The organism is Bifidobacterium choerinum (genome assembly GCF_002761235.1).
Classification (GTDB): Bacteria; Actinomycetota; Actinomycetes; order Actinomycetales; family Bifidobacteriaceae; genus Bifidobacterium; species Bifidobacterium choerinum.
Window position 1 is genome coordinate 1,838,029 of sequence record NZ_CP018044.1, and the last position, 23,583, is coordinate 1,861,611.

Here is a 23,583-nt window from a genome sequence, read left to right on the forward strand (position 1 = left end):
TCCGGACGTGCGGGACGACTCCATCAACACAAACGGCCACGTTGGGAGAACGATGCCACACGCATACAGTCAAGCAAGGAAATCACACACCGAGGAACACGACGGAATACGTCTGCAGAAGCTGCTCGCGCAGGCCGGCTTCGGTTCGCGGCGCAAATGCGAGGAGATGATAGTCGACGGCCGCGTCGAGGTGGACGGCGAACTCGTCACCGAGCTCGGCACGAGGGTCGATCCCAAGACGCAGCAGGTGCGCGTGGACGGCTCGCGCATCCGCCTCAACCCGAGGCACGTCACGCTCGCGCTCAACAAGCCGAGGAAGGTGCTCAGCGCGATGGAGGACCCGAAGGGCCGCTACACGCTGCGCGACATCGTCGGCGACAAGTACGAGCGCATCTTCCACATGGGGCGCCTCGACTACGATTCCGAGGGCCTGATCCTGATGACGAACGACGGCGAGCTCAGCCAGCACGTCATGCATCCGAAGTACGAGGTCGAGAAGACCTACATCGCCACGCTCGAGGGACGCATGAGCGGCAACGTCTGCCGCCGCCTCGTGCGCACCGGCGTGCAGCTCGACGACGGATGGATCAAGCTCGACCACTGCTCGATCATCGACCAGAGCCGCGACCAGACGATCGTCAAGGTCACGCTCCATTCGGGCAAGAACCGCATCGTGCGCCGCATCTTCGGCGCGATCGGCTTCCCGGTCAAGCGCCTCGTGCGCACGCAGATCGGCCCGATCAAGCTCGGCGACCTCAAGCCCGGCTCGTACCGCGTGCTGTCGGCCGCCGAGGTCCGTTCGCTCTCCAAGGAGGTGGGCCTGTGATCACCGTCGCCATCGACGGCCCGGCCGGCGTCGGCAAGTCCTCGACGTCCAAGGCGCTTGCGAAGTACTACGGCTTCGCCTATCTCGACACCGGCGCGATGTACCGCGCCGCCGCATGGTGGGTGCTCGAACAGGGCATCGACCTCGACGCCGAGCACCTCGACGAGCGCGAGGTCACCGAGACGGTCGCCGCGCTGTTCACCGAGGACCACTTCGACATCAGCGTCGATCCGGACACGCCGAACGACGCGCGCGTGTTCTGCGACGGGCGCAACATCAGCGAGCAGATCCGCTCGAGCGAGATCAGCGCGCACGTCTCGCGCGTCTCGTCGATCATCCCGGTGCGCCACATCCTCGTCGCCGCGCAGCGCGCGTACATCGCCGCCGAAGGCGTCGAGGACGGCTTCTCGCAGGGACGCGGCATCGTCGCGGAGGGCCGTGACATCACCGGCGTCGTCGCCCCGCACGCCGAGGTGCGCGTGCTGCTCACGGCCCGCGAGGCCGTGCGCCAGGCGCGCCGCGCCCATCAGGCCGCCGACGGCGACGCCGGCGCCGAGAACGTTGCCGCGCGCGACGCCGCCGACTCCAAGGTGACGAACTTCACCGTCGCCGAGGACGGCGTCACGACGATCGACAACTCCGACCTCGACTTCGAGCAGACGCTCGACCTGCTCATCGGGCTCGTCGACGACGCCATCGAGGAGCAGGAGTATGCCGAATACGCGAGCAACCTCGAGGGCTACGAGCTCGACGAGGGCGACGAGGCGCTCATCGACGGCTCCGCGTTCACGTCGGGCGAACATACGGCGAAGCGCAAGGAGGTCGGCGTGCTGGCCGTCATCGGACGGCCGAACGTCGGCAAGTCGACGCTCGTCAACCGCATCCTCGGCCGCCGCGCCGCCGTCGTCGAGGACACGCCCGGCGTCACGCGCGACCGCGTCAGCTACGACGCCGAATGGGCCGGCACGGACTTCAAGCTCGTCGACACCGGCGGCTGGGAGGCCGACGTCGAGGGCATCGACTCGGCGATCGCCTCGCAGGCGCAGATCGCCGTCGAGCTCGCCGACGCCGTCATCTTTGTCGTCGACGGCCAGACCGGCCTGACGCAGACCGACGAGCGCATCGTCAGGATGCTGCGCTCGGCGGGCAAGCCGGTCGTCGTCGCCGTCAACAAGGTCGACGACCAGGCCGGCGAATACATGGCCGCCGAGTTCTGGAAGCTCGGACTGGGCGAGCCGTACCCGATCTCCGCGATGCACGGCAGGGGAGTGGGCGATCTGCTCGACGCGGCGCTCGAGGCGCTGCGCGGCGCCGAACGCACCTCCGGCTTCCTGACGCCGACGCATCTGCGCCGCGTCGCGCTCGTCGGCAAGCCGAACGTCGGCAAGTCGTCGCTGCTCAACCAGCTCGCGCACGAGGAACGCTCGGTCGTCAACGACCTGGCCGGCACGACGCGCGACCCGGTCGACGAGATCGTCACGATCGACGGCGAGGACTACCTCTTCATCGACACCGCCGGCATCAAGCGCAGGCAGCACAAGCTCTCCGGCGCCGAATACTATTCGTCGCTGCGCACGCAGGCCGCGATCGAACGCGCCGAGCTCGCGCTCGTGCTCTTCGACGCGTCGGTGCCGATCTCGGACCAGGACCTCAAGGTCATGAGCTCTGCCGTGGACGCGGGCCGCGCCATCGTGCTCGTGTTCAACAAATGGGACCTCATGGACGAGTTCGACCGCCAACGCATGGAGCGCCTGTGGAAGACCGAGTTCGACCGTGTGACCTGGGCGCAGCGCGTCAACCTCTCGGCGAAGACCGGCTGGCATACGAACCGCCTGTCGCGCGCGATGACGCAGGCGCTCGAGTCCTGGGACAAGCGCATCCCGACCGGCAAGCTCAACGCCTTCCTCGGCAAGGTTCAGGCCGCGCATCCGCATCCGCTGCGCGGAGGCAAGCAGCCGCGCATCCTGTTCGCGACGCAGGCCTCGAGCCGGCCGCCGCGCTTCGTCATCTTCGCCACCGGCTTCCTCGAGCACGGCTACCGCCGCTTCCTCGAACGGCAGCTGCGCGAGGAGTTCGGTTTCGAGGGATCGCCGATCCAGATCTCCGTCAACATCCGCGAGAAGAAGCGCCGCAAATAACACGGCGTGACGCACGGCAGGGGCGTCCGTACGGGAACATCCCGTACGGACGCCCTTTTTCCCATGCATTTCCCATGCATGGGCAGCGCCACACGGCCACATCCTCATGGGCGGCCCGCTCATGGACGGTCCGCAAACGCGAAAATCCCCGGAGGCGTCTGCCGTCTCCGGGGATCGATCGGTCGGACCAGCGGGATTTGAACCCGCGACCCCTTGACCCCCAGTCAAGTGCGCTACCAAACTGCGCTATGGTCCGAACGGTGCGTCGTGCACCGAAGAGCCAATGTAGCACAACCATGGCGACAACGCCAAATCCAGTCCGCGAGGCCGGTACCGAAGCGGCAGGCAGACGCGCAGGACAATCGGTTGTTTTCGTCCCGTAATGCGGACAATCACCGTATTATCGTCACGGAAACCGCGCACAAAACCCAAACGGGACGAAGATAATGCACTTTGTGTCTTGCTCAATTAGACAGATTGAAGGTTGGGCCGCTACACTGGGACACGGCATTGCGCACGTCGGCGCCGACACCGACCGTGCGCGCAACCGGAGAAAGGGATTGGTCATCACCATGGTCGACGTTTTCGAGCGCTCCGCGCACAAGATGCGGTCACAGGGCATGAGCGACACCGCGATAGCCCAGTTCGAGCATCTCTACGACGTCTGGGCGAACGAGGAGGACACGAGCTACATCCACGAGGCCGACGTCGAGCCGATCACCGACATCCCGAACTTCCACGACGTCTACGAGACGATCAACCACGACAAGGCCGTCGATGCCTTCGCCAAGACGGCGTTCCTCAAGCTCAACGGCGGACTCGGCACGTCGATGGGCCTCGACTATGCGAAGTCGCTGCTGCCGGTGCGCCGCCACAAGGCGCGGCCGATGCGATTCCTCGACATCATCCTCGGTCAGGTTGGTACGGCGCGCACGCGTCTGGGCGTCGAACTGCCGCTGACCTTCATGAACTCGTTCCGCACGTCGAAGGACACGATGGAGGCGATTGCGAAGAACCGCCACTTCACGCAGGAGGGCGTGCCGGTCGAGATCGTCCAGCACGTCGAGCCGAAGATCGACTTGGAGACCGGCGAGCCGGTGCAGTGGCCGGCGAACCCCGACCTCGAATGGTGCCCTCCGGGCCACGGCGACCTGTATTCGACGCTCTACGAGTCCGGTCTGCTCGCCATCCTCGAGGAGCGCGGCTTCCGCTACCTGTTCATCTCCAACTCGGACAACCTCGGCGCGCGCCCGTCGCGTACGCTCGCGCAGCATTTCGAGAACACCGGCGCACCGATCATGATCGAGGTGGCGCGGCGCACCGAGGCCGACCGCAAGGGCGGCCACATCGTGCGCGACCGCGTCACCGGACGCCTGATGCTGCGCGAGATGACGCAGGTCGACCCGCGCGACCGCGGCGCCGCGATGGACATCCACAAGCATCCGTTCTTCAACACGAACAACATCTGGGTGCGCATCGACGCGCTGCGCAGGATGCTCGACGAGCACGGCGGCGTGCTGCCGCTGCCAGTCATCCGCAACTACAAGACCGTCGCCCCCACCGACCCCGCATCGACGAAGGTCGTGCAGCTCGAGACGGCGATGGGCGCCGCCGTCAACCTGTTCAACGGCGCCATCTGCGTGCAGGTCGACCGCATGCGCTTCCTGCCGGTCAAGACGACCGACGACCTGTTCATCATGCGCTCCGACCGCTTCCATCTGACCGATTCCTACGAGATGGAGGACGGCGACTACCATTTCCCGAACGTCGAGCTCGACAAGCGCTACTACAAGAACATCCAGGACTTCGAGGAGCGTTTCCCCTACGGTGTGCCGTCGATCGCCGCCGCCGCGTCGTTCCGCGTCGAGGGCGACTGGACCTTCGGGCGCAACGTCAGCCTGTTCGGCGACGCGCGGCTCACCGATTCCGGGCGTCCCAGCTACGTGCCGAACGGCGAGTTCGTCGGTCCCCAAGGCGTCGAACCGGACGAATGGCTGTGACCGGCGTTTGTTCGCAGACCAAGAAAATCGGAGTTTTTTCGAGAAATCGGACATCCCGGCCGAAAAAGCCTATATCATAGGAGAGGATGCGCGGCACCCCCGATGCCCGCACCTACGAAAAACTTTAACGATACGTGAGGACTAATGGCTGAGGGTAGTAACGGTAGGCGCCGCTTCTCCGACAAGTGGGGCAAACACGAGCTCGATGTTCTGGCAGTACTGTCATCCGCCTTCCCGCAATGGCTGACATCGCGGCAGATCGCGCAGCGCGTGAAGGCCTACGCCGATTCATACGGCGAACTGGCCGACCAGGCGGCGAAGGCCGCGTTCGCCAAGCAGTTCCAGCGCGACCGCGCCAAGCTCGCCGCGATGGGCATCGCGATCGAGTCGCGCCAGCCCGAATACTCATCCAAGTCCGAAGGCCAGGACTTCGCGTCCTACCGTCTGCAGCTCGGCGACGAGCCGCGCATCCGCCTGCGCTTCCGCCCCGAGGATCTGCCGGTGCTCGCCGCGGCGAACTATCTGGCACGGTCGATGTCGATGTCCTCGATGCCGGCGCACACGCAGCCGACCCACGCCTCACGCACCGCGCCGCGAGTCCCACAGACGCCGATCCCGGGACTCGGCCTCGATTCGATCGCGCCGGGACTCGGCACGCAGCACATCCCGGAGAACCTCGTCAAGGAGGTCGACTCCCGCCGCTTCGCCGCGACCGTCGCCGTCGACGGCGAGCACATCAACGTCGCCTACACCGATTCGGACGATCTGGCCATGTTCGTCCTCGAACATCCCAATTCGTCGGTCGTCAGCCCGCCCGAGGCCGTCGCGGCCTACCACCGCCGCCTCAACGCGGCGACGCAGTTCCAGCTCGCCGACGATTCGGCCAACCCGATGACCGCGAAGGTCCGCGCCCATTCGATCGAATCGGGCGACCCGGAGGAGGACGAGGAACCGGCGAACGCGAAGACGCACAAGAAGAACGCGTTTCAGACCGGCAGCGAAGTCGACCGCCGTCTGCGCCTGATGCTGTTCCTGTCCGCGCATCTGGGGGAGGAGTACTCGCTGCCAGAACTCGCCGAACGCTTCATCGGCAAGCCGAAGAACGACGACGAGATGAAGAAGTACGTCAACACGATCCACAAGGACATCAACACGCTGACGACGGTCTCCGACGACGGCGAGATGGCCGGCAGCCAGTTCTTCGACATCGACTGGTCGCTGCTCGATGCCGAGGGCATCGTCTCGGCGACGAACTCGCTCGGCCTCGAACGCCTCGCCGGCATCTCACCGCAGTACATGAGCATGCTCACCGCCTCGGTCAACTATCTGGCCCATGCGCAGCTGCTGCCCGAGGAGCAGCGCGAGCAGGCGCGCGACCTGTATTCGCGCCTCGTCAAGTACGTCGCGCCGGGGGAGACGCCCTGGCTGAGCCTGACCGGCTATGAACTCGAGCCGCGCTGCTTCGACGCGGTCAAGAACGCGATCAAGGACCATGCGCTGCTCAACATGGAGTACCGCGACGGTTCGGGCCGCGTCCTGCGCCGCCTCGTCGCCCCGTCGAAGATCTACGTCGACGAGGGCGTCTACTACGCGGCGATGTGGACGGACGTCGAACAGTACGCGCCGGACGATCTCAAGCCGCTCGTGCGCAAGGACATGACGCTCAACAAGGAGACCGGAGAGCCGCGCATCTGGCAGGTGCTGCGCGTTGCTCGCATCGAGGAGGCGAGCATCGTCAGGCCAACGAAGCCGCTCGACATCCCGAAGGTCTCCGTCTCCGACCTGCGCAAGTGGATCATCGACACGGCCACGCCGGCCGTGTTCATCACCGACCAGCCGCATCTCGACTTCATCAAGACGCTCGCCGACGCGGATGTCGAGCCATGCGGCGAAGGCGAGAAGGTGCATCTGTTCGTGCAGTCCGACTCCTGGTTCGTCGCCTTCTGCATCGCCCATGCAAGGCACATCGTCGCCGTCGCGCCGGAGACGCTGCGCACGATGATGATCGCCCGCGCCGAACGCGAGCTCAGTCTTTCCGATCAGGTCATCGAGACCGAACGCGAACAGTAGAAAGGACATCCATGCCCTGGTGGATCTGGCTCATCCTCGCGCTCTTCATGCTCGCGATGCTCGTCGCCGGCATCGTCTACGCGGCCGTGCACGCGCTGCGCGCGTCGAAGGTCATCGGCGCCGTCGCCGCCGACGTCAGCGCGCGCATCGACGAGATGAACGCGCCGCAGGATGCGGGAGGCGCCCCGCGGCGCGCGATCTTCACCGAGCCGCTCGCCGTCGCCGCCGACCGCTACGCGGACGCCCAGGTCGCCGTCGTCGAGCGCAGGGAACGCCGGCATGAACGCCACGCGGCCGTCTGGCGGCGCTGGGAGCAGTTCAACGACTGATCCGACCCCCTACCGCGGCGATATCCCATCGCCGCAACATACACATACCAGGCCGCGGGCGTCCCGACATGGGGCGTCCGCGGCCATCGACATCAAACGGATGAAGGTTTTGCAATGGCACGACATCACAGGCACGCCGCACATCGTCACGACGAGGACGCCGAACCCAGAGAGCTGAGCCCTTCGGAGCGCTACGCGCGCTTCACCGAGGTGCGTCGCAGGCGCCGCTCGGTGGCGCAGCGCTTCGCCGACTCGCTGCCCTTCGAGCTCGACGGGTTCCAGATGGACGCGAACGAGGCGCTCGAGGCAGGCTCGAACGTGCTCGTCGCGGCGCCAACCGGCGCGGGCAAGACCGTCGTCGCCGACTTCGCCGTCTACCTCGCCCAGGAACAGAACGCGAAAGCCTTCTACACAACGCCGATCAAGGCGCTGAGCAACCAGAAGTACCATGACCTCGTCGCGCTCTACGGGCCGGACAAGGTCGGCCTGCTCACCGGTGACACGTCGATCAACTCGGAGGCGGACATCGTCGTCATGACGACCGAGGTGCTGCGCAACATGCTCTACGAGCATTCGACGACGCTCGAGGCGCTGCGCTACGTCGTGCTCGACGAGGTGCACTACCTCGCCGACCGTTTCCGCGGCCCGGTCTGGGAGGAGGTCATCATCCATCTGCCGTCCTCGGTGCACATCGTCGGCCTGTCGGCGACGGTCTCGAACGTCGAGGACTTCGCCGACTGGATCGCCTCGGTGCGCGGCGAGACGAAGCTCGTCATCTCCGAGCACCGCCCGGTGCCGCTTGACCAGTATGTCCTCGTGCAGCGCGACCCGCGCACCGAACCGGAGCTGCTCGACCTGTACCGGCGCGACGAGCACGGCGAGGCGACGACGAAGCCGAACGCGCGGCTGACGGCGAAGCTCGACGAATTCGACCGCCGCGAGATGCGGCGCAAGGGCGCCGACTCCCATGACCGGCACCGTGGTACAGGACGCCACGGACGCCCGGACGGCAGGGGAGGACGCAGGCGCGTCGAACGCTACCATCCGCGCCGCTGGGCCGTCATCGACGAGCTCAACTTCCTGCGCATGCTGCCGGCGATCTACTTCATCTTCTCGCGCAACGGCTGCGACGAGGCCGTCGAGCAGTGCCTCGACGCGGGGCTGCGGCTGACGACCGACGAGGAGGCGCGCCGCATCGACGTCATCGTCGACGAGATGATCGAGGGGCAGCTCACGCACGACGACCTGAAGACGCTGCGCTTCGCGCAGTTCCGCCATGCGCTCGAGGAGGGCTTCGCCGCGCACCACGCGGGCATGATCGCGCTGTTCAAGCAGATCGTCGAACGGCTCTTCGAGGAGGGCCTGATCAAGGTCGTCTTCGCGACCGAGACGCTCGCGCTGGGCATCAACATGCCGGCGCGCAGCGTCATCATCGAGAAGCTCGAGAAGTACGACGGCACCGGCATCGTCGGCCTGACGCCGGGGGAGTACACGCAGCTCACCGGCCGCGCCGGCCGCCGCGGCATCGACACGATCGGCAACGCGATCGTCGTCGACCACCGCGGGTTCAAGCCCGAGACGGCGGTGGCGCTGTCGAGCAAGCGCGTCTACCCGCTGCATTCGAGCTTCAAGCCCACGTTCAACATGGCCGTCAACCTGCTCAACAGCAGCGACTACGAGACGGCGCGCGACACGCTCGACCATTCCTTCGCGCAATGGGAGGCGAACGCCTCCGCCTGGCAGATCGAGGCGCGCATCGAGTCGCTCGAGAAGGCGATCGCCGGCTACGAGGACGCGATGGCCTGCGAGTACGGCGACTTCACCGAGCTGCTGCGCATCCGCATGCAGCTGAGCGACCTGCAGAAGAACGAACGCCGCCGCCTCAAGCACGAGGTCTTCCGGGACAACGCGGAGAAGTCGCGCGCCTTCCGCCGCCTGGACGTGAGGATCGCCGCGCTCAAGGAGCGCGAGCACGACCATCCGTGCAAGGCGTGCCCGGATTTCGCGCAGCACATGAAGTGGGGCAACCGCTGGATCCGCGAGACCCGCGAGCTCGCGCGTCTGCGCGACCGCTACGATTCACGCACCGGTTCGGTGGCGCGCCAGTTCGACCGCATCTGCACGATCCTCGAACGTCTCGGCTATCTGGAGCGCGCCGACGAGGACGGCGTGCGCGACTATACACTGACCGAGCATGGCCAGCTGCTGCGCCGCCTGTATTCGGAACGCGACCTCGTGCTCGCCCAGGCGATCACGGCGGGCACGCTCGACGGCCTCGACGCCGCGCAGCTCGCCGCGCTCATCTCGTCGATCCTGTATGAGGCGCGCCGCGGCGAAGGGGGAGAGCCGCGACGGTATCCTGGCGGCCCCCACGGCCTCGTCGCGCAGCGTGCGCACGAGCTCGCCGAGCTCGACGACCAGATGCTCATGCTGTGCGAGGACCTCGGCGTCACGAACTACCTGCAGCCGCTCGACTTCGGCATCGTCGACATCGTCTACGACTGGGCGCGCGGCGACAGCCTCTCCGAGGTGCTCGAGCACACCGAGCTGACCGCCGGCGACTTCGTGCGCAACGCGAAGCGGCTCGCCGACGTGCTCCAGCAGATCGCCGCCGCCGAGCCGTACATGGGCGTCGAGCACGTCGAGCTCGCGGCGCGCGCGCATGAGGCCTACGAGGCCGTCAACCGCGGCATCGTCGCCTACTCGGGCGTCGACTGAGCGCGGCCGATGGAATAAAGCCCACGTCCGAACTGTTTTGTAGCGTGGAACCACAGAAACGTCTTTTGGGAGGAATACATGGCTGAACGCAGTCTGCGTGGCATGAGCATCGGCGCGAAATCGCTGGAGTCGGATGCGAACGTCGATTTCGCCGCGCGCACCGAGGTGGCGTATGTCTGCCCGCGCGGCCATCGCACGATCCTGCCGTTCGCGGAGGGCGCCGATTTCCCGAACGAATGGGAGTGCCGCTGCGGAGCCACCGCGCATCGCGAAGACGACAAGGCCGGCGAGGCCGACGAGATCACGAAGCCGACGCGTACCCACTGGGACATGCTGCTCGAGCGCCGCAGCGAGGACGAGCTCAAGGCGCTGCTCGAAAAGCGCCTCGAGATGCACCGCGAAGGCTGGATCCCGGACTACGAGTGACCGGCATACGAACGAACGCGAACGGGGAGAGAGACCGATGACGAACACCCATCATCCGCTGCGGGCCGTGCTGCTTGATCTGGACGGCACATTGACGAAGTCCGATCCGGGCATCCTCGCCTGCGTGAAGAAGGCCTATCAGGCCGTCGGCGTCCCTGAGCCGACGCCGGCGCAACTGCAGCGCTTCATCGGGCCGGCGATCTTCGAATCGATGTCCAAATACGGCATCCCCGCGGACAAGCTCGACGAGGCCGTCCACGTCTACCGGCGCTACTACGGCGAAGAGGCGGTCTTCGACGATCCGAACGAGCCGGGCAACAAGGTGCCCGGACGGCTCTACAACACCGTCTATCCAGGCATCCCGGAGCAGCTCAGGGCGCTGCGCGAACGCGGCTATTTCCTTGCGATCGCGACGGCGAAGCCGGAGTATCAGGCCATCCCGATCTGCGAGCACTTCCATCTGATGGAGCTCGTCGACGCCCTCTACGGCGCGAGCATGGACAATTCACGCACCGACAAGGATCAGGTCATCCGCTACGCCTTCGAGAACATGGGCTATGATCCGGCCGCCGGCGACCGTGCGCTGATGGTCGGGGACCGGTGGACCGATGTGGACGGCGCGAAGGCATGCGGCATCGACTGTCTTGGCTGCGGCTGGGGCTATGCGGAGCCCGGCGAGCTCGTCGAGCACGGCGCCTACCGCGTCATCGACACCGTCGGAGAGCTGAGCGACGCCGTCGAGGCGTATTTCCACGCCTGACACCGGCCATCCTTGGATCATCGTTCGACGATAATTCATATAAAAATGCCTCGTCGGCTTTGCTGAATATCATAGCAAAGCCGACGAGGCATTTTTATTTGTCTACGACAGTGAATTAATGAGCGCAGAACATGACGTGGATCGGTGTAGCCGAGAAAATAATACGGATAACCGACTGCGGATAATACGCAAATGGAACGTATGCGAACGACGCCCGTCATATCGACATCCATCGAGCGTACATAGCCCGGTCGGCATGCGGCGCATGAACACGGATGCGTGGCGATGGGAGGCACGGGCGATGCGGCGATCATACGGACGACGATTCGCGGATATACATACGCACGTCCCGATGAGGGACCGTCCGTAAACATCCGATAATGTACGTTATGTCAGATTGGCAGATCATGCGGATCCCATCGAACGTGTCCGCACGTATCTCATCGCCGATACTTGGCCTGTCGCCCATACCCATCCGGCCTCCTTCCCGGAAAAGAATCCGCACTGACGGCCATCCGCGTTTGCGCGGCGTCATTCGTCCTTGCGACGCGGCGTGCGGATCATATGGCGGCCGGCGACGTAGAGCGCCATGCCGCCGGCGAGCGAGACGAACATGATGCCGAGCGACAGCAGTGGCGAGGTCGCGAACAGCTGCACGGCGTCGCCGCAGAAGGTCGAGAAGGTCGTCAGTCCCCCGCACAATCCGGTCGTCATCGCCTTCGCCCAGACGACGTCCGGCTGACGTACCTCGATGAGCGACGTGAGCACGCCCATCAGCAGGCAGCCCAGCAGATTGACGATGCAGATCGCCAATGCGTCGATCATCGCGCCATCGAGCCAGACGCCGAGCAGCATCCGTACGACGGCTCCGGCCGCGCATCCGAATCCGACGGCGAGCAGTTCCCTGATCCTGATCATCGTCATCACATCCCCTGGCGCGCAAGCAGCATGCCCAGCCATGCGCACAGCAGTCCGAGGGCCATGCTGCCGACCCAGTAGAGCCATGCATGCCCGTCACGTCCCTCATCGAACAGCGCGGCCGTCTCCGACGTGAAGGTCGAGAAGGTCGTCAGTCCCCCGCACAGTCCGGTCATGACCAAAGCCCTGACGTCCGGCGGGACGAGGGCGCGTGCCGTGAGGCCGATCATCAGGCCGATCACGAAGGACCCGACGAGGTTCACCATCAGCGTGCCGTACGGGATATGCCAGTCGGAGCGGTTGAGCTTCGCGGACGTCCATGCGCGCAGCACGCCGCCGGCGAAGGCGCCCGCCGCGACGGCCGCGATCTGCATCCACATTTCTCTATGCTCTCCCCGCATATTTCTTATATCACACGCGGTTCCCACCGGAATCCGCACGTGCACATCGGACGACGACGGGCGCTCACACCAACGTGCTCGGCCAGCCGTCATCGTCCTTATCCGCCGTATCCGTGTCCCTGTCGCCGTCCGCGGAGTGCACGCCGTCGTCCGTCGCATCGCCGTCCGCGGCCTCGACCTGCTGCCGCGCCGTGCGCTTCGCCTCCTGCGCGAGCATCGCGCGCCGTGCCTGCATGTACATCAGGAACAGTTCGAGCATGATGACGCCGATCGCGACGATCGCCGACGGCCATCCGAGCTTTTCGTACAGCGCATGCGCATGAGCGCCGATCTCCTCCCTGTGCTGCAGATAGATCGGATACGGCAACGCGACGAGGACAAGCGTGACGAAATGCGCGCCGATGACGGCCCAGCTGACCGGCCGGACTTTGAGTCCCTCGCCGTCACGGTAATGGCTGCGTGCGATCGTGACCGCGCACACGGCCAATGCGCTGACCACGCCGATGATCCATATGATGGCCGGCATCGCGTTCATGCCGCTCCCCCTTCGTTCTCGTTCGTGTCCTGTCCGTCGTCGCCGTCTTGCACGGCGCCCTGCCGTCGCAGCGCGTCCTCGAGCGTCTGGTTCGCGTACCGCTCGACGAAGCGCGCATGTTCGATGCGGCGACGTTCGAGCCTCTCGCGCATCGACTGCGCGGCGATGTCGTCGATCGGCCGCGTGTTGCGCCGGCGCACGGCGCCTGTCACATCCGTGTAGTCGGCGTGTTCGACCGCCGCCTCGACCCTCGTCCACAGCGCCTCGACCGATACGCAGAACACGGCGTCGCCGTCCTCGAGCGCCTGCGCGATCTGCCCGCCGTCCGAGCATTCCTCGACGTGCTGCCCGTCGCACAGGATCGTCAGGTGCCGCAGACGCTCGGGCGGCTGCGCGATGAGGAACTCGATCGCCGACGTCGCGTTCTGCAGGTTCACGCCGATGTCGAGCAGCTTCTTCGAGACGGCGAGGATGACGACGTCGTCGAAGGAGTACAGCCGGCGCGTGCCCGAACCGTTCGACGGCGTGATCGACGGGACGACGATGCGTTTGCGCGCCCAGTAGTCGAGCTGGCGGTAGGTGATGCCCGCCACCTCCGACGCGACGGTGCCGCGGTAGCCGCGGATCGTGACGTCGGAGCCCTCGTCGGGGAACAGCTCCCCCTGCACCATCGTGTCGTCCACGTCGATGAGCGGCACATCCACATAGCGTGGCGCAGTGGCCTGCCCCGCGGACGCGCCGCGACTTCGTTGCCGGGTCATGGGTCCCTACGTTCGGTCCGTCAGCGTTGACGGACCGCCGAATTCGTGAAGTAGACGAGACGGAACTTGCCGATCATGATCTCGTCGCCGTCCTTGAGCACCGCGCGGTCGACGCGCTGGCGGTTGACGTAGGTGCCGTTGAGGCTGCCGGCGTCCACGACCTCGTACTTGCCGTCGACGCGACGGAACACGGCGTGCGAACGGGACACCGTCGAATCGTCGAGCAGGATGTCGGCGCGCGGATCACGTCCGACCGTCACCTCGTCCTCATCGAGCAGATAGCGTGACCCCGACAGCGCGCCGCGCGTCGCGATGAGCAGCGCGGTGTTGTCGGAGAGCCGCGTGATCGTCTCGAGGTCCTCCTGCGTGAGCGGACGGTCGCCGGAGGTGGTGATGGGGATCTGGATGGCCGGGAGACCGATGATCGTCGTCTCGCCCGCGCCTGGAATCGGTTCTGTCATAACTGCCTATTCTACAATCGTTGCGTACTTGTATTTCATGACCGGCTGCGTCGCGGTGATCTTGACGTCGTCGGAAGTCTCTACCGTCACATTAGCACCATATTTGACGGTGAGCCTCGAGCCTACGCCGCCCGCTATGTTCACGGCGTTCGCGAGGTTGCTCGGATCGCCTATCGCCTTGATGACGTACGGCGTCGCCAACGCCTGCCCGTCGCACACGAGGCCGCTGCTCGTCTCGCTGACGTAGGTGGAGGTGACGACGCGCACGTTGTCGATCTGGATGACCTCGGCGCCTCCGTTGCGCAGCTCCTCGATGAGGTTGAACATCGTGGCCGCGTCAATCGGCGCCTTCTGCGGCCGAGAGATGCGGATGACGACGCCCTTGCCCTGCGCCGGGAGCCTTCCCGACAGGATGCCGCTCGTCTCCTCGTTCTCCTGGGCGATGCGCTGCGCCTGCTCCTCCTTGTCGGCGGCGTCCTCCAACGATTTCAGCTGGTTCGTCAGTTCGCTCTTGCGCTGTTCGAGACGTTCGACCTGCGTGCTCGTCTCGCTGATCAGACGCGTCAGCTCCGTTTCGGTGAGCGTCTCGTAGGTCATGTCCTTATTGTTGATCTGGATGACATAGGCGTAGGCGAGCAGCGCGCACAGCACGGCGATGAGCAGTCCGGTGCCGAAGCGCGCCTTGAGCGATCTCGCGTTCGACGACAGCGCCTTCGGCTTGCGTTTGCGCACGACCGGGAACGCGCCCGTCTTCGTGCGGTCGTTGGCCTTGTCGCGGCTGTGCTGCGAGACGATGCGTCCGGGCAGGCCCGGCTGCGAGCCGTCGTCGCGGCCCACGCGCGGATGCTCGGTCGTCAGCGGCTCGGGCTCCCCCGTTCCATCGCGTCGCGCGTCGCCGTCATGAAGATCGAGGCCGTCGGCGCCTCCGTCATGCTCATCCCCGGGCATGTCCGCCCGCCTGTGCTCGTCGTCCATCGCTCACCCCTGGAAGATGTAGCGGCGGATCGCCGAGACGTTCGAGAAGATGCGGATGCCGAGGACGACGATGACGGCGGTCGTCAGCTGGGAGCCGACGCCGAGCTGGTTGCCCAGCAGCACGAGCAGCGTCGCCGTGATGACGTTCGCGAGGAAGGAGATGACGAACACGCGGTCCGAGAAGCTGCGTTCGAAGTACGCGCGCGCGGCGCCGAGCAGCGCGTCGAGCGCGGCGATGACCATGATCGGCAGGTACGGTTGCAGGAACACCGGTATGTCGGGTCGGACGAACAGTCCCACGACCACTCCGATGATGAGTCCAAGCACGGCTGCCATCTTCAGCTCCTCCTCGCATAGGTCAGTTTGCCGACGCTCGCGGCCTCGAGCCGCATCGTGCCCGTCTTGTCGATCTGCGGATACATGCCGGCCTTATGGAAATCACTGTACAGCGTCGGCAGCGTCCTCTCGCCCATCGCCTCGGCCAAAGCGTTGCGATCCCCGATCGCCTGGATGCGGTATGGGCTTTCGATCGGCGTCGTGCCGACGAGGATCGAGTTGCCGGCCGTGCGGATCGACGTCTCGACGCCCAGACGGTTGCCGTTGATCGAGATTGCCTCGGCCCCGGCGCGCCACAGCAGGCACACGAGCAGCTGCAGGTCGGCGTCGGTGACGACGCGCAGCCGGTCGCTCGCGCCGTCACGCGGCAGCGAGCCCTGCGCCGCGTCCGACGAGGCGGCGACCGGGTCGGCGATCGTCATGACGATGCCCTCGCCTTCGACCGGCGTGGCGCCGGCCGCGGCCTCGTTCTCCTCGACGACCTGTTCGATCGGGGATTTCGTCGCCGATTTCGATTGCTCGTCCACCTGTCTGCGCAGATCGGCGATATCCTTGTCGAGCGCGTCGACGTGCGCGTTGTTCGCCACAAGCTGATTCGCGAGTGATGCGCGGACCTGTTTCCTCGGGTCGGTGTTGAGCAGACGGACGAACTGGCAGCCGAAGAAGCCGACAACGATGCAGATGAGGAACACGATGATGCGCGTGCCCCAGTAGACGATCTTCGAATCGGGTTTCGCGACGAGCCGCGAATCGCTGTACAGCTGGTCCATCGGCCGGTTGATGAGGTCGTCGATCAGCTGGAGCGAGTCGTCGCCGCCGCGCCGGCGGCGCGGACGGGCGCGCAGCTTGTCCGGCGACGCCGCATGATGCGATTCGATCGACGCCCATCCGCGGGAGAAGACGGCGCGTCGGCGCACCGGTTCGTGCCCGGGCTCGATCGGCTGGACGGGCGGCATCGGAGACGGGGCGGACAACGCGCACCTACCTGCCGACGTCGCGGCGCCGCTCGGCAGTGCCGGCTCTGCCGGACCGGTGGTCGGCGCGGATGAGCGAAACGCCCTGGCGCAGATAGATCACGCCGGCGACCCAGTACAGACCGATGCCCCAGATCGCGCAGGCGATCGCGCCGTAGTGCAGTATCTCGAGCGGCAGGAACGAGCGGCGGATGTCGGCCACCATCAGCCCGATGATCGAGATGAGCAGCACGGCGGTGCCGGTCTTGCCGACGAAGTGCACCGGCAGCGGCCCGTAGTCGTGCTGGGCGAGGACGAGCGTGAGGATGCCCAGCACGACGTCGCGCGCCGCGACGAGCACGAGCATCCACCACGGCACGACGCCGCAAATCGCCAACGCCAGAATGCTGCAGATAATGAGCAGCCGGTCGGCGATCGGGTCGAGGATCTGGCCGAGCTTGCTCACCTGGTTGAAGTTCCTCGCGATGATGCCATCCAGCCCGTCCGACGCCGACGAGATGGCGAGGACGACGAGCGCCCACACCATGTCATGCCTCGCGATGAGCCAGGCGATCACCGGGATCGAGATGATGCGCAGCGCGCTGATCAGGTTCGGGATCGTCAGGATCACGTCGCGCGGTTCGGGACTGTACTTTCCGTCAGCGGCCATGGCCACCCACCATCACATGCGGGTGGCCTGGATCGCCGTGACGATGATGCCGCGGGCGCCGACCGCATAGAGCTCGTCCATGAGCTGGTTGACCTTCGCCTTGGGGACCATGACGCGCACGGCCGACCACTGCTTGTCGTGCAGCGGCGAGATCGTCGGGCTTTCGAATCCGGGCGTGATGTCGACGGCGGCCGAGATGCGGTCGACCGGGATGTCGAAGTCCATCAGCACGTAGCGCTTGGCGGTCAGCACGCCCTGCAGGCGGCGCTCGAGGCGCTCGAGGCGCTCGTCGTCCGGCTCGAGGCGCGGCGAGCGGATGAGCACGGCCTCGGAATGCACGATCGGGTCGCCGAAGATGCGCAGGCCGGCGTTGCGCAGCGTCGTGCCGGTGGACACGACGTCGGCGATGAGGTCGGCCACGCCGAGCTGCACCGACGATTCGACGGCGCCGTCGAGGTGGATCGTCTCGGCCTGGATGCCGTGCTCGGTCAGATAGTCGTGCACGAGCTTGTCGAAGGACGTCGCGACGCGCTTGCCGTCGATGTCGGCCAGCTCGCGGATGTCCGAATCCTGCGGCGCCGCGAAGCGGAACGTGGACGCGCCGAAGCCGAGGTCCATGACCTCCTGCGCGTCGGTGCCCGAGTTGAGCAGCAGGTCATGGCCGGTGATGCCGACGTCGATCGTGCCGCGTCCGACATAGACGGCAATGTCCAGCGGGCGAAGATAGAACAGTTCCACGTCGTTGTCCGGGTCCTCGACGACGAGCTGGCGCGGATTGCTCCGCAGGCGGTATCCGGCCTCCTCGAGCATGTTCCAGGCCGGTTCGGACAGCATTCCCTTGTTGGGGACGGCGATGCGTAGCATGGGCTCCTCCAAAAATGATCATGCGCACAGGCCGTCGGCCATGTGCGCGGTGCCGGTCACAGGTTCTTGTAGATGTCGTCGAGCGTGATGCCGCGGTCGATCATCATGACCTGCAGATGGTAGATGAGCTGGCTCATCTCCTCGGCGGTGCGCTCGGCGCCCTCGTATTCGGCGGCGATCCAGGTCTCGCCGGCCTCCTCGATGATCTTCTTGCCGATGAAATGCGTGCCCTTCTCGAGCTCCTGCACGGTGAGCGAGCCCGGCGTCTTCGCGGCGGCCTTCGCGCTCAGTTCCTCGAATAGCGATTCGAACGTCTTCATGATGGTGGTTCCTGTCAGTGTCTGCGCGCGCCTGCGACGGCGCGCATGGTCATGGTCGTGGATCCGGCCGCGCCTTCATGCACGGCGCGGCCGGGAGATGGCGGGGTTTGCGCGCGGGACGCGTTCAGTCGCGGTAGGCGGCGCGTGCGGCGTCGCGGATCTCGTCGATCGCCTTCGCCGGATCGTCGGCGCCGTAGACGGCGGAGCCGGCGACGAGGATGTTCGCGCCGGCCTCGGCGACGATCGGCGCGGTCTTGACGCCGACGCCGCCGTCGACCTGGATGTTCGTCTTCAGGCCGCGGCGCGTGATCTCGTCGCGCAGACGGCGCACCTTGCCCATCTGGTTGGCGAGGAACTTCTGGCCGCCGAATCCGGGCTCGACGGTCATGATGAGGATCGTGTCGAACTCCTCAAGGATGTCGAAGATCGGCTCGACCGGCTCGGCCGGACGCACCGCGAACCACGCCTCGCAGCCCATGTCGTGCAGCTGGCGCGCCAGACGCACCGGCGCGTGGGTCGCGCCCATGTGGAAGGTGACGGAATGCGCACCGCGCTCGGCGTAGCCCGGAGCCCAACGATCCGGGTCGTCGATCATCAGATGGACGTCGACCGGCAGCTTCGCGACCTGGCAGATGCGTTCGACGACGGGTTCGCCGATCGTGAGGTTCGGGACGAAGTGGTGGTCCATGACGTCGACGTGGACGAGGTCGGCGTTCGCGATGCGATCGAGGTCGCGCTCGAGATTGCAGAAGTCCGCGGAAAGGATGCTGGGTGCGATTTTGATATCCATGTCTGCCATTCTAAATAAGGCAAGCGACGAACGCCGGCCGCCCGCTCAGGCGCCCTGCGCCCCGTCGGCCGCCGCCCGGGCGTCGTGGCCGTGGGCGGAGGGCCGGTCCCCGCGGCCTCGTTCCTCGAGTTCGGTGACGGTGCGCAGCTTCTCGGCGAGCAGCGGCGTGGGCTTGCTTGTCCGTTGGATGACGATGAAGGCGACGACGCCGAGGATGAAGACGACGATCGAGACCCAGACGTTGACGCGCAGGCCGAGGAACTCGTGGGAGAAGTCGATGCGCAGCATCTCGATCCAGGTGCGTCCCGCCGTGTACCAGATGACGTAGAGCGCGAACAGCGACCCGGCCTTGAGCGTGCGCACGGTCCTGCGGCCGATCCAGACGATGAGGGCGGCGCCGATGAGGTTCCAGATCATCTCGTACAGGAAGGTCGGGTGGAACAGGGTGCCGGTCGGGCAGGTCGCGCCGTCGTAGCACTGTTCGGCGTTGCCCATCGCGGAGCCCTCGGTGTTGAGCTTGAGGCCCCACGGCAGCGTCGTCGGCTTGCCGTAGAGCTCCTGGTTGAACCAGTTGCCGAGGCGGCCGATGGCCTGCGCGACGAGCAGCGCCGGCGCGATCGCGTCGGCGAGCAGCGCCATCGGATAGTGCCGGTGGCGCACCCAGGCCCAGGCTCCGAGCGCGCCGAGCACGATCGCGCCCCAGATGCCGAGGCCGCCGTTCCAGACGCGGAAGATCTCCACCCAGTCGCCGTTCGGCCCGAAGAAGCGTTCGGGCGTCGTGATGACGTGGTAGAGACGTGCGCCGACGATGCCGCACGGCACCGCCACGAGCGTCGTGTCGAGGATCTGGTCGAAGGTGCCGCCGTAGCGTTTCCAGCGCACGCTCGTGATCCATACGGCGGCGACGATGCCGAGCAGCATCGTCAGCGCGTAGATGTGGATCGTCAGCGAGCCGATGTGGAACTGCGAGACCGTCGGTGAGGGGATGTAGGCAAGGTTCATGGTTCCCGATTGTAGCAACAGGTCCGTCCGCGCCGCCGCATGACGCATGACGCGCCGCGGCCCCGTGCATGGGGACGCGGCGCGTCGAGGATCGGCGGTATCGGCGTCAGCGGCTCACCGGCGGCAGCCGTGGATCGCGTCGGCCAGGGCGGCGGTCGTGTTCGCCAGGGCGCTCAGGCCCTGGACGGGGTCGCGCACGTCGCCCTGCTCGTCGAGCAGCGTGTGCACGAGCGCCGAGCCGACGATGACGCCGTCCGCGTACTGGCCGACGGCGGCGCCCTGCGCGGGCGTCGAGACGCCGATGCCGACGCAGACGTTCTCGGCGCCGGCGGCGCGCGTGCGTGCGACGAGCTCGCGCGAGGAGTCGTTGAGCGTCGAACGTTCGCCGGTCACGCCCATGCGGGCGGCCGCGTAGACGAAGCCGCGCGCGTTCTCGGCGACGACGCGCAGGCGTTCGTCGGTCGAGTCCGGGGAGACGAGGAAGATGCGGTCGAGACCATGGCGGTCGGACGCCTCGATCCACTCCCCCGCTTCGTCGGGGATCAGGTCGGGCGTGATCAGGCCGGCGCCGCCGGCGTTCGCGAAGTCGGTCGCGAACCGTTCGACGCCGTAGTGGAAGATCAGGTTCCAGTAGCTCATGACGAGCGGGACGCCGCCGGCGTTCGCGACCGTCTCGACGGCCCTGAACACGTCGGCGATGCGCTCGCCGTTGCGCAGCGCGATCTGGCTGGCCGCCTGGATGACCGGTCCGTCCATGACCGGGTCGGAGTACGGCAGGCCGATCTCGACGATGTCGGTGCCGTTGTCGACCATCGTGCGGAACGCCTCGAGCGACAGGTCCGGGTCGGGGAAGCCGAAGGGCAGATAGCCGATGAAGGCCGGCTTGTCCTGCGCCTTGTAGTCGGCGAACAGCCGGCGGCACGGGCTCGGCCGGTGCGCGATGCCCAGAGGCTGGCCCGACGGCGCGGCCGCCGTCGTCTCGGTCATGTCGGCGATGACCTCGCCGTCGCCGTTGTCGATGATTTCGATCGTCTCACGCATTGTTACCCTGTGCTCCATTCGCTTCGAGTGCCTTGCTCTGCTCGTCGGTCAGATAGCCGAACCATTTGCCCGCGGTGTTCATGTCCTTGTCGCCGCGGCCGGAGATGTTGATGATCATGACCGGGTGCTCGTAGCCCCTCGTCTTGAGGTCGGCCGCCGCCTTGTAGGCGCCGGCGACCGCATGGGAGGACTCGATCGCCGGGATGATGCCCTCGGTCTCGCACAGGTCCTTGAACGCGCTCATCGCCTCACCGTCGGTCGCCCACGAGTAGTTGACGCGGCCGATCTCCTTGAGCCAGGCGTGCTCGGGGCCGACCGACGCGTAGTCGAGGCCCGCCGAGATCGAATAGGTGTCGAGCGTCTGGCCCTCGTCGTTCTCGAGCAGATAGCTCTTCGCGCCCTGGAACATGCCGAGCTCTCCGGTGCCCGGGGCGAAGCGGATAGCGTGGCGTCCCGATTCGGGGCCGTCGCCGCCCGCCTCGTAGCCGTAGAGGTTGACGCGCGGGTCGTCGAGGAAGGCGTTCATGATGCCGATCGCGTTCGAGCCGCCGCCGACGCATGCGCAGATCGCGTCCGGATGGTCGATGCCGTACCAGTCGCGCAGCTGCTCCTTCGCCTCCTCGCCGATGACCTTCTGGAAGTCGCGCACCATCTCCGGGAACGGATGCGGGCCGGCGACGGTGCCGAGCAGGTAGTGCGTGTCCCTGACGTTGGTCACCCAGTCGCGCAGCGCCTCGTTGATCGCGTCCTTGAGAATGCGGTCGCCGAGCGTGACCTCGACGACCTCGGCGCCGAGCATGCGCATGCGCGCGACGTTGAGCGCCTGGCGGCGCGCGTCGATCTGGCCCATGTAGATGCGGCATTTGAGGCCGAGCATCGCGCACACGGTGGCCGTCGCGACGCCGTGCTGGCCGGCGCCGGTCTCGGCGATGACGCGCGTCTTGCCCATGCGCTTGACGAGCAGCGCCTGACCGATCGCGTTGTTGATCTTGTGCGCGCCGGTGTGGTTGAGGTCCTCGCGCTTGAGGAAGACGCGCGCGTCGAGGCCGGTGCGTTCGCGCAGGCGTTCGGCGAAGCGCGGCGCTTCGGTGAGCGGCGACGGGCGTCCCACGTACTGCTTGTTGAGACGTGCGAGCTCCTTGTGGAACTCCGGGTCGCGCTTGGCGTCCTCGTACACCCGTTCGAGCTCGTCGAGCGCTGTGACGAGCGCCTCGGGGACGTACCGTCCACCGAAGCGTCCGTAATACGGACCGTGATGGGTGCTGAGTGGCTGTGCTTCCGAGGCCTTCACCTTGGCTCCTGCTTTCACTAGACGTTCTACTGCGAGTTCATGGTCGTCGGCCGTGGCCACGCCTTCGCCGACGAGCACGGCGTCCGCGCCGGCGCGCGCGTAGTCCTCGACCTCCGTTTCGCCGAAGACGCCCGATTCCGCCACCTTGATGACGTCGTCGGGCAGGTCGTCGGCGAGCTCCGCGTACCGGCCGACGTCGACGCGCAGATCCTTGAGGTTGCGCGCGTTGATGCCGATGACCTGCGCGCCGGAGGCAATCGCCCGTTCGATCTCCTGACGGGTGTGCGTCTCGACGAGCGCCGTCATGCCGAGCTCATGGGTGAGGGCGAGCAGACGGCCGAGCGTGTCGTCGTCGAGCGCGGCGACGATGAGCAGGATGATGTCCGCGCCGTGCGCGCGCGCCTCCCAGATCTGGTAGTCGGTCGCGATGAAGTCCTTGCGCAGCACGGGGATGTCCACGGCGGCGCGCACGGCGTCCAGATCGTCGAGCGAACCGAGGAAGCGCCGGCCTTCGGTGAGCACCGAGATTGCGCTGGCGCCGCCGCGCGCGTATTCGCAGGCGAGCGAGCCGGGGTCGTCGATGTCGGTCAGATGGCCCTTGGACGGGGATGCGCGTTTGATCTCGGCGATCACCGGTACGCCGTCGTCGCGCCTGAGCCATCGCTTCGCGTCCATCGGGGCCGGAGCCGAGGCCGCCATGGCCTTGAGCTCGTCCAGCGACGTGACACGTGCGCGGTCGCGCTGATCCTCGAGCGCGCCCGCTACCAGTTCATCCAAAACCGACATGCTCCTCCTTGGGAATGCGATGGCGAAGACGGGGCCTTCCCGCCATGGGCCACTCTAACGGATGGCGGATGACGAGCGCATGTCGGCGTCTGAATGGTGGTCGCGTCCGCCGCGACACGCCTAACACGACATCGCCGGCACCGAAAAAGTTTCACTTGAGAGTGGAAAAGCGGCCGCCGGCGGCTCCGGCGGTGGTCTAATGGAACGTAGCC

At 66.4% G+C, this 23,583-nt stretch carries 22 protein-coding genes, 1 tRNA gene and 1 pseudogene; 8 read left to right on the forward strand and 16 right to left on the reverse strand.

Annotated features, from left to right (window positions below; genetic code table 11):
- Nucleotides 1-52 precede the first annotated feature (52 nt).
- The gene (locus tag BcFMB_RS07475) at nucleotides 53-826 is read left to right on the forward strand and encodes a pseudouridine synthase (RefSeq protein WP_024540404.1); all 774 of its coding nucleotides are present in this window, start codon (nucleotides 53-55) and stop codon (nucleotides 824-826) included.
- Nucleotides 823-2,964 (forward strand): bifunctional cytidylate kinase/GTPase Der, encoded by a 2,142-nt coding sequence (gene der / locus BcFMB_RS07480; protein WP_099721438.1) that lies wholly within the window; start codon nucleotides 823-825, stop codon nucleotides 2,962-2,964. Before BcFMB_RS07475 ends, der begins: the two co-directional genes overlap by 4 nt.
- 182 nt (nucleotides 2,965-3,146) lie before the next feature.
- Here der and BcFMB_RS07485 read toward each other — a convergent pair.
- A tRNA-Pro gene (locus tag BcFMB_RS07485) sits at nucleotides 3,147-3,220 on the reverse strand.
- 316 nt (nucleotides 3,221-3,536) lie between these two features.
- On the opposite strand from BcFMB_RS07485, the gene BcFMB_RS07490 reads away from it, so the two are divergent.
- The 6 genes from BcFMB_RS07490 to BcFMB_RS07515 all read left to right on the forward strand — a co-directional run bounded on the left by BcFMB_RS07490 (nucleotide 3,537) and on the right by BcFMB_RS07515 (nucleotide 11,267).
- A complete protein-coding gene (locus tag BcFMB_RS07490) occupies nucleotides 3,537-4,964 on the forward strand; it encodes a UTP--glucose-1-phosphate uridylyltransferase (RefSeq protein WP_024540406.1) in 1,428 nt (475 codons plus the stop codon).
- 144 nt (nucleotides 4,965-5,108) lie between these two features.
- Nucleotides 5,109-7,034 (forward strand): helix-turn-helix transcriptional regulator, encoded by a 1,926-nt coding sequence (locus tag BcFMB_RS07495; protein ID WP_024540407.1) that lies wholly within the window; start codon nucleotides 5,109-5,111, stop codon nucleotides 7,032-7,034.
- Between the two features lie 11 nt (nucleotides 7,035-7,045).
- Nucleotides 7,046-7,363: a hypothetical protein gene (locus BcFMB_RS07500; RefSeq protein WP_024540408.1), complete on the forward strand. Its 318-nt coding sequence runs from the start codon at nucleotides 7,046-7,048 to the stop codon at nucleotides 7,361-7,363.
- A gap of 114 nt (nucleotides 7,364-7,477) precedes the next feature.
- Complete coding sequence (locus BcFMB_RS07505; RefSeq protein WP_099721439.1) at nucleotides 7,478-10,081, forward strand: DEAD/DEAH box helicase; 2,604 nt, start codon at nucleotides 7,478-7,480, stop codon at nucleotides 10,079-10,081.
- A gap of 78 nt (nucleotides 10,082-10,159) precedes the next feature.
- Nucleotides 10,160-10,507, forward strand: a complete 348-nt coding sequence (locus BcFMB_RS07510; protein ID WP_024540410.1) for an RNA polymerase-binding protein RbpA — start codon at nucleotides 10,160-10,162, stop codon at nucleotides 10,505-10,507.
- 37 nt (nucleotides 10,508-10,544) lie between these two features.
- Entirely contained in the window at nucleotides 10,545-11,267 is a 723-nt protein-coding gene (locus BcFMB_RS07515; RefSeq protein WP_024540411.1) for an HAD hydrolase-like protein, read from the forward strand.
- A 531-nt stretch (nucleotides 11,268-11,798) separates the two neighbouring features.
- Here BcFMB_RS07515 and BcFMB_RS07520 read toward each other — a convergent pair.
- The 15 genes and pseudogenes from BcFMB_RS07520 to BcFMB_RS07590 form a co-directional block, all read right to left on the reverse strand.
- Entirely contained in the window at nucleotides 11,799-12,191 is a 393-nt protein-coding gene (locus tag BcFMB_RS07520) for a fluoride efflux transporter FluC (RefSeq protein WP_232513785.1), read from the reverse strand.
- A complete protein-coding gene (gene crcB, locus BcFMB_RS07525; protein WP_081707902.1) occupies nucleotides 12,191-12,559 on the reverse strand; it encodes a fluoride efflux transporter CrcB in 369 nt (122 codons plus the stop codon). The genes BcFMB_RS07520 and crcB overlap by 1 nt, the downstream gene beginning before the upstream one ends.
- Before the next feature lie 91 nt (nucleotides 12,560-12,650).
- Nucleotides 12,651-13,121 carry a C4-dicarboxylate ABC transporter gene (locus BcFMB_RS07530; protein WP_099721440.1) on the reverse strand — a complete coding sequence of 157 codons (471 nt, stop codon included), beginning with the start codon at nucleotides 13,119-13,121 and terminating at the stop codon, nucleotides 12,651-12,653.
- Between the two features lie 125 nt (nucleotides 13,122-13,246).
- Nucleotides 13,247-13,792, reverse strand: a pseudogene (locus BcFMB_RS07535) (MerR family transcriptional regulator); the annotation flags it as partial.
- A 110-nt stretch (nucleotides 13,793-13,902) separates the two neighbouring features.
- Nucleotides 13,903-14,343 (reverse strand): FHA domain-containing protein, encoded by a 441-nt coding sequence (locus BcFMB_RS07540; RefSeq protein ID WP_024540416.1) that lies wholly within the window; start codon nucleotides 14,341-14,343, stop codon nucleotides 13,903-13,905.
- A gap of 6 nt (nucleotides 14,344-14,349) precedes the next feature.
- Nucleotides 14,350-15,180, reverse strand: a complete 831-nt coding sequence (locus BcFMB_RS07545) for a DUF881 domain-containing protein (RefSeq protein ID WP_051354839.1) — start codon at nucleotides 15,178-15,180, stop codon at nucleotides 14,350-14,352.
- A 141-nt stretch (nucleotides 15,181-15,321) separates the two neighbouring features.
- Entirely contained in the window at nucleotides 15,322-15,654 is a 333-nt protein-coding gene (locus BcFMB_RS07550) for a small basic family protein (protein ID WP_024540418.1), read from the reverse strand.
- Between the two features lie 2 nt (nucleotides 15,655-15,656).
- Nucleotides 15,657-16,610 carry a DUF881 domain-containing protein gene (locus BcFMB_RS07555; RefSeq protein WP_099721442.1) on the reverse strand — a complete coding sequence of 318 codons (954 nt, stop codon included), beginning with the start codon at nucleotides 16,608-16,610 and terminating at the stop codon, nucleotides 15,657-15,659.
- A 25-nt stretch (nucleotides 16,611-16,635) separates the two neighbouring features.
- The gene (locus tag BcFMB_RS07560) at nucleotides 16,636-17,277 is read right to left on the reverse strand and encodes a CDP-alcohol phosphatidyltransferase family protein (RefSeq protein WP_024540420.1); all 642 of its coding nucleotides are present in this window, start codon (nucleotides 17,275-17,277) and stop codon (nucleotides 16,636-16,638) included.
- 12 nt (nucleotides 17,278-17,289) lie between these two features.
- Nucleotides 17,290-18,141: an ATP phosphoribosyltransferase gene (gene hisG, locus BcFMB_RS07565; RefSeq protein WP_024540421.1), complete on the reverse strand. Its 852-nt coding sequence runs from the start codon at nucleotides 18,139-18,141 to the stop codon at nucleotides 17,290-17,292.
- A 56-nt stretch (nucleotides 18,142-18,197) separates the two neighbouring features.
- Entirely contained in the window at nucleotides 18,198-18,461 is a 264-nt protein-coding gene (locus BcFMB_RS07570; protein ID WP_099721443.1) for a phosphoribosyl-ATP diphosphatase, read from the reverse strand.
- 124 nt (nucleotides 18,462-18,585) lie between these two features.
- Entirely contained in the window at nucleotides 18,586-19,251 is a 666-nt protein-coding gene (gene rpe, locus BcFMB_RS07575; RefSeq protein WP_024540423.1) for a ribulose-phosphate 3-epimerase, read from the reverse strand.
- A gap of 45 nt (nucleotides 19,252-19,296) precedes the next feature.
- A complete protein-coding gene (gene lgt / locus BcFMB_RS07580) occupies nucleotides 19,297-20,253 on the reverse strand; it encodes a prolipoprotein diacylglyceryl transferase (protein ID WP_099721444.1) in 957 nt (318 codons plus the stop codon).
- 114 nt (nucleotides 20,254-20,367) lie between these two features.
- Nucleotides 20,368-21,240: a tryptophan synthase subunit alpha gene (trpA, locus tag BcFMB_RS07585; RefSeq protein WP_099721760.1), complete on the reverse strand. Its 873-nt coding sequence runs from the start codon at nucleotides 21,238-21,240 to the stop codon at nucleotides 20,368-20,370.
- Between the two features lie 46 nt (nucleotides 21,241-21,286).
- Nucleotides 21,287-23,371, reverse strand: coding sequence for a bifunctional indole-3-glycerol phosphate synthase/tryptophan synthase subunit beta (locus BcFMB_RS07590; RefSeq protein WP_024541306.1), 2,085 nt, complete (start codon nucleotides 23,369-23,371; stop codon nucleotides 21,287-21,289).
- Between the last annotated feature and the right edge of the window lie 212 nt (nucleotides 23,372-23,583).

Bases quoted from the DNA above. Each gene is read 5' to 3' on its own strand.
- BcFMB_RS07475 (WP_024540404.1), top strand. From the start codon at position 53: ATGCCACACGCATACAGTCAAGCAAGGAAATCACACACCGAGGAACAC.
- BcFMB_RS07490 (WP_024540406.1), top strand. From the start codon at position 3,537: ATGGTCGACGTTTTCGAGCGCTCCGCGCACAAGATGCGGTCACAGGGC.
- BcFMB_RS07495 (WP_024540407.1), top strand. From the start codon at position 5,109: ATGGCTGAGGGTAGTAACGGTAGGCGCCGCTTCTCCGACAAGTGGGGC.
- BcFMB_RS07500 (WP_024540408.1), top strand. From the start codon at position 7,046: ATGCCCTGGTGGATCTGGCTCATCCTCGCGCTCTTCATGCTCGCGATG.
- BcFMB_RS07505 (WP_099721439.1), top strand. From the start codon at position 7,478: ATGGCACGACATCACAGGCACGCCGCACATCGTCACGACGAGGACGCC.
- BcFMB_RS07510 (WP_024540410.1), top strand. From the start codon at position 10,160: ATGGCTGAACGCAGTCTGCGTGGCATGAGCATCGGCGCGAAATCGCTG.
- BcFMB_RS07515 (WP_024540411.1), top strand. From the start codon at position 10,545: ATGACGAACACCCATCATCCGCTGCGGGCCGTGCTGCTTGATCTGGAC.
- BcFMB_RS07520 (WP_232513785.1), bottom strand. From the start codon at position 12,191: ATGACGATGATCAGGATCAGGGAACTGCTCGCCGTCGGATTCGGATGC.
- crcB (WP_081707902.1), bottom strand. From the start codon at position 12,559: ATGCAGATCGCGGCCGTCGCGGCGGGCGCCTTCGCCGGCGGCGTGCTG.
- BcFMB_RS07530 (WP_099721440.1), bottom strand. From the start codon at position 13,121: ATGAACGCGATGCCGGCCATCATATGGATCATCGGCGTGGTCAGCGCA.
- BcFMB_RS07540 (WP_024540416.1), bottom strand. From the start codon at position 14,343: ATGACAGAACCGATTCCAGGCGCGGGCGAGACGACGATCATCGGTCTC.
- BcFMB_RS07550 (WP_024540418.1), bottom strand. From the start codon at position 15,654: ATGGCAGCCGTGCTTGGACTCATCATCGGAGTGGTCGTGGGACTGTTC.
- BcFMB_RS07555 (WP_099721442.1), bottom strand. From the start codon at position 16,610: ATGCCGCCCGTCCAGCCGATCGAGCCCGGGCACGAACCGGTGCGCCGA.
- BcFMB_RS07560 (WP_024540420.1), bottom strand. From the start codon at position 17,277: ATGGCCGCTGACGGAAAGTACAGTCCCGAACCGCGCGACGTGATCCTG.
- hisG (WP_024540421.1), bottom strand. From the start codon at position 18,141: ATGCTACGCATCGCCGTCCCCAACAAGGGAATGCTGTCCGAACCGGCC.
- BcFMB_RS07570 (WP_099721443.1), bottom strand. From the start codon at position 18,461: ATGAAGACGTTCGAATCGCTATTCGAGGAACTGAGCGCGAAGGCCGCC.
- rpe (WP_024540423.1), bottom strand. From the start codon at position 19,251: ATGGATATCAAAATCGCACCCAGCATCCTTTCCGCGGACTTCTGCAAT.
- lgt (WP_099721444.1), bottom strand. From the start codon at position 20,253: ATGAACCTTGCCTACATCCCCTCACCGACGGTCTCGCAGTTCCACATC.
- trpA (WP_099721760.1), bottom strand. From the start codon at position 21,240: ATGACCGAGACGACGGCGGCCGCGCCGTCGGGCCAGCCTCTGGGCATC.
- BcFMB_RS07590 (WP_024541306.1), bottom strand. From the start codon at position 23,371: ATGTCGGTTTTGGATGAACTGGTAGCGGGCGCGCTCGAGGATCAGCGC.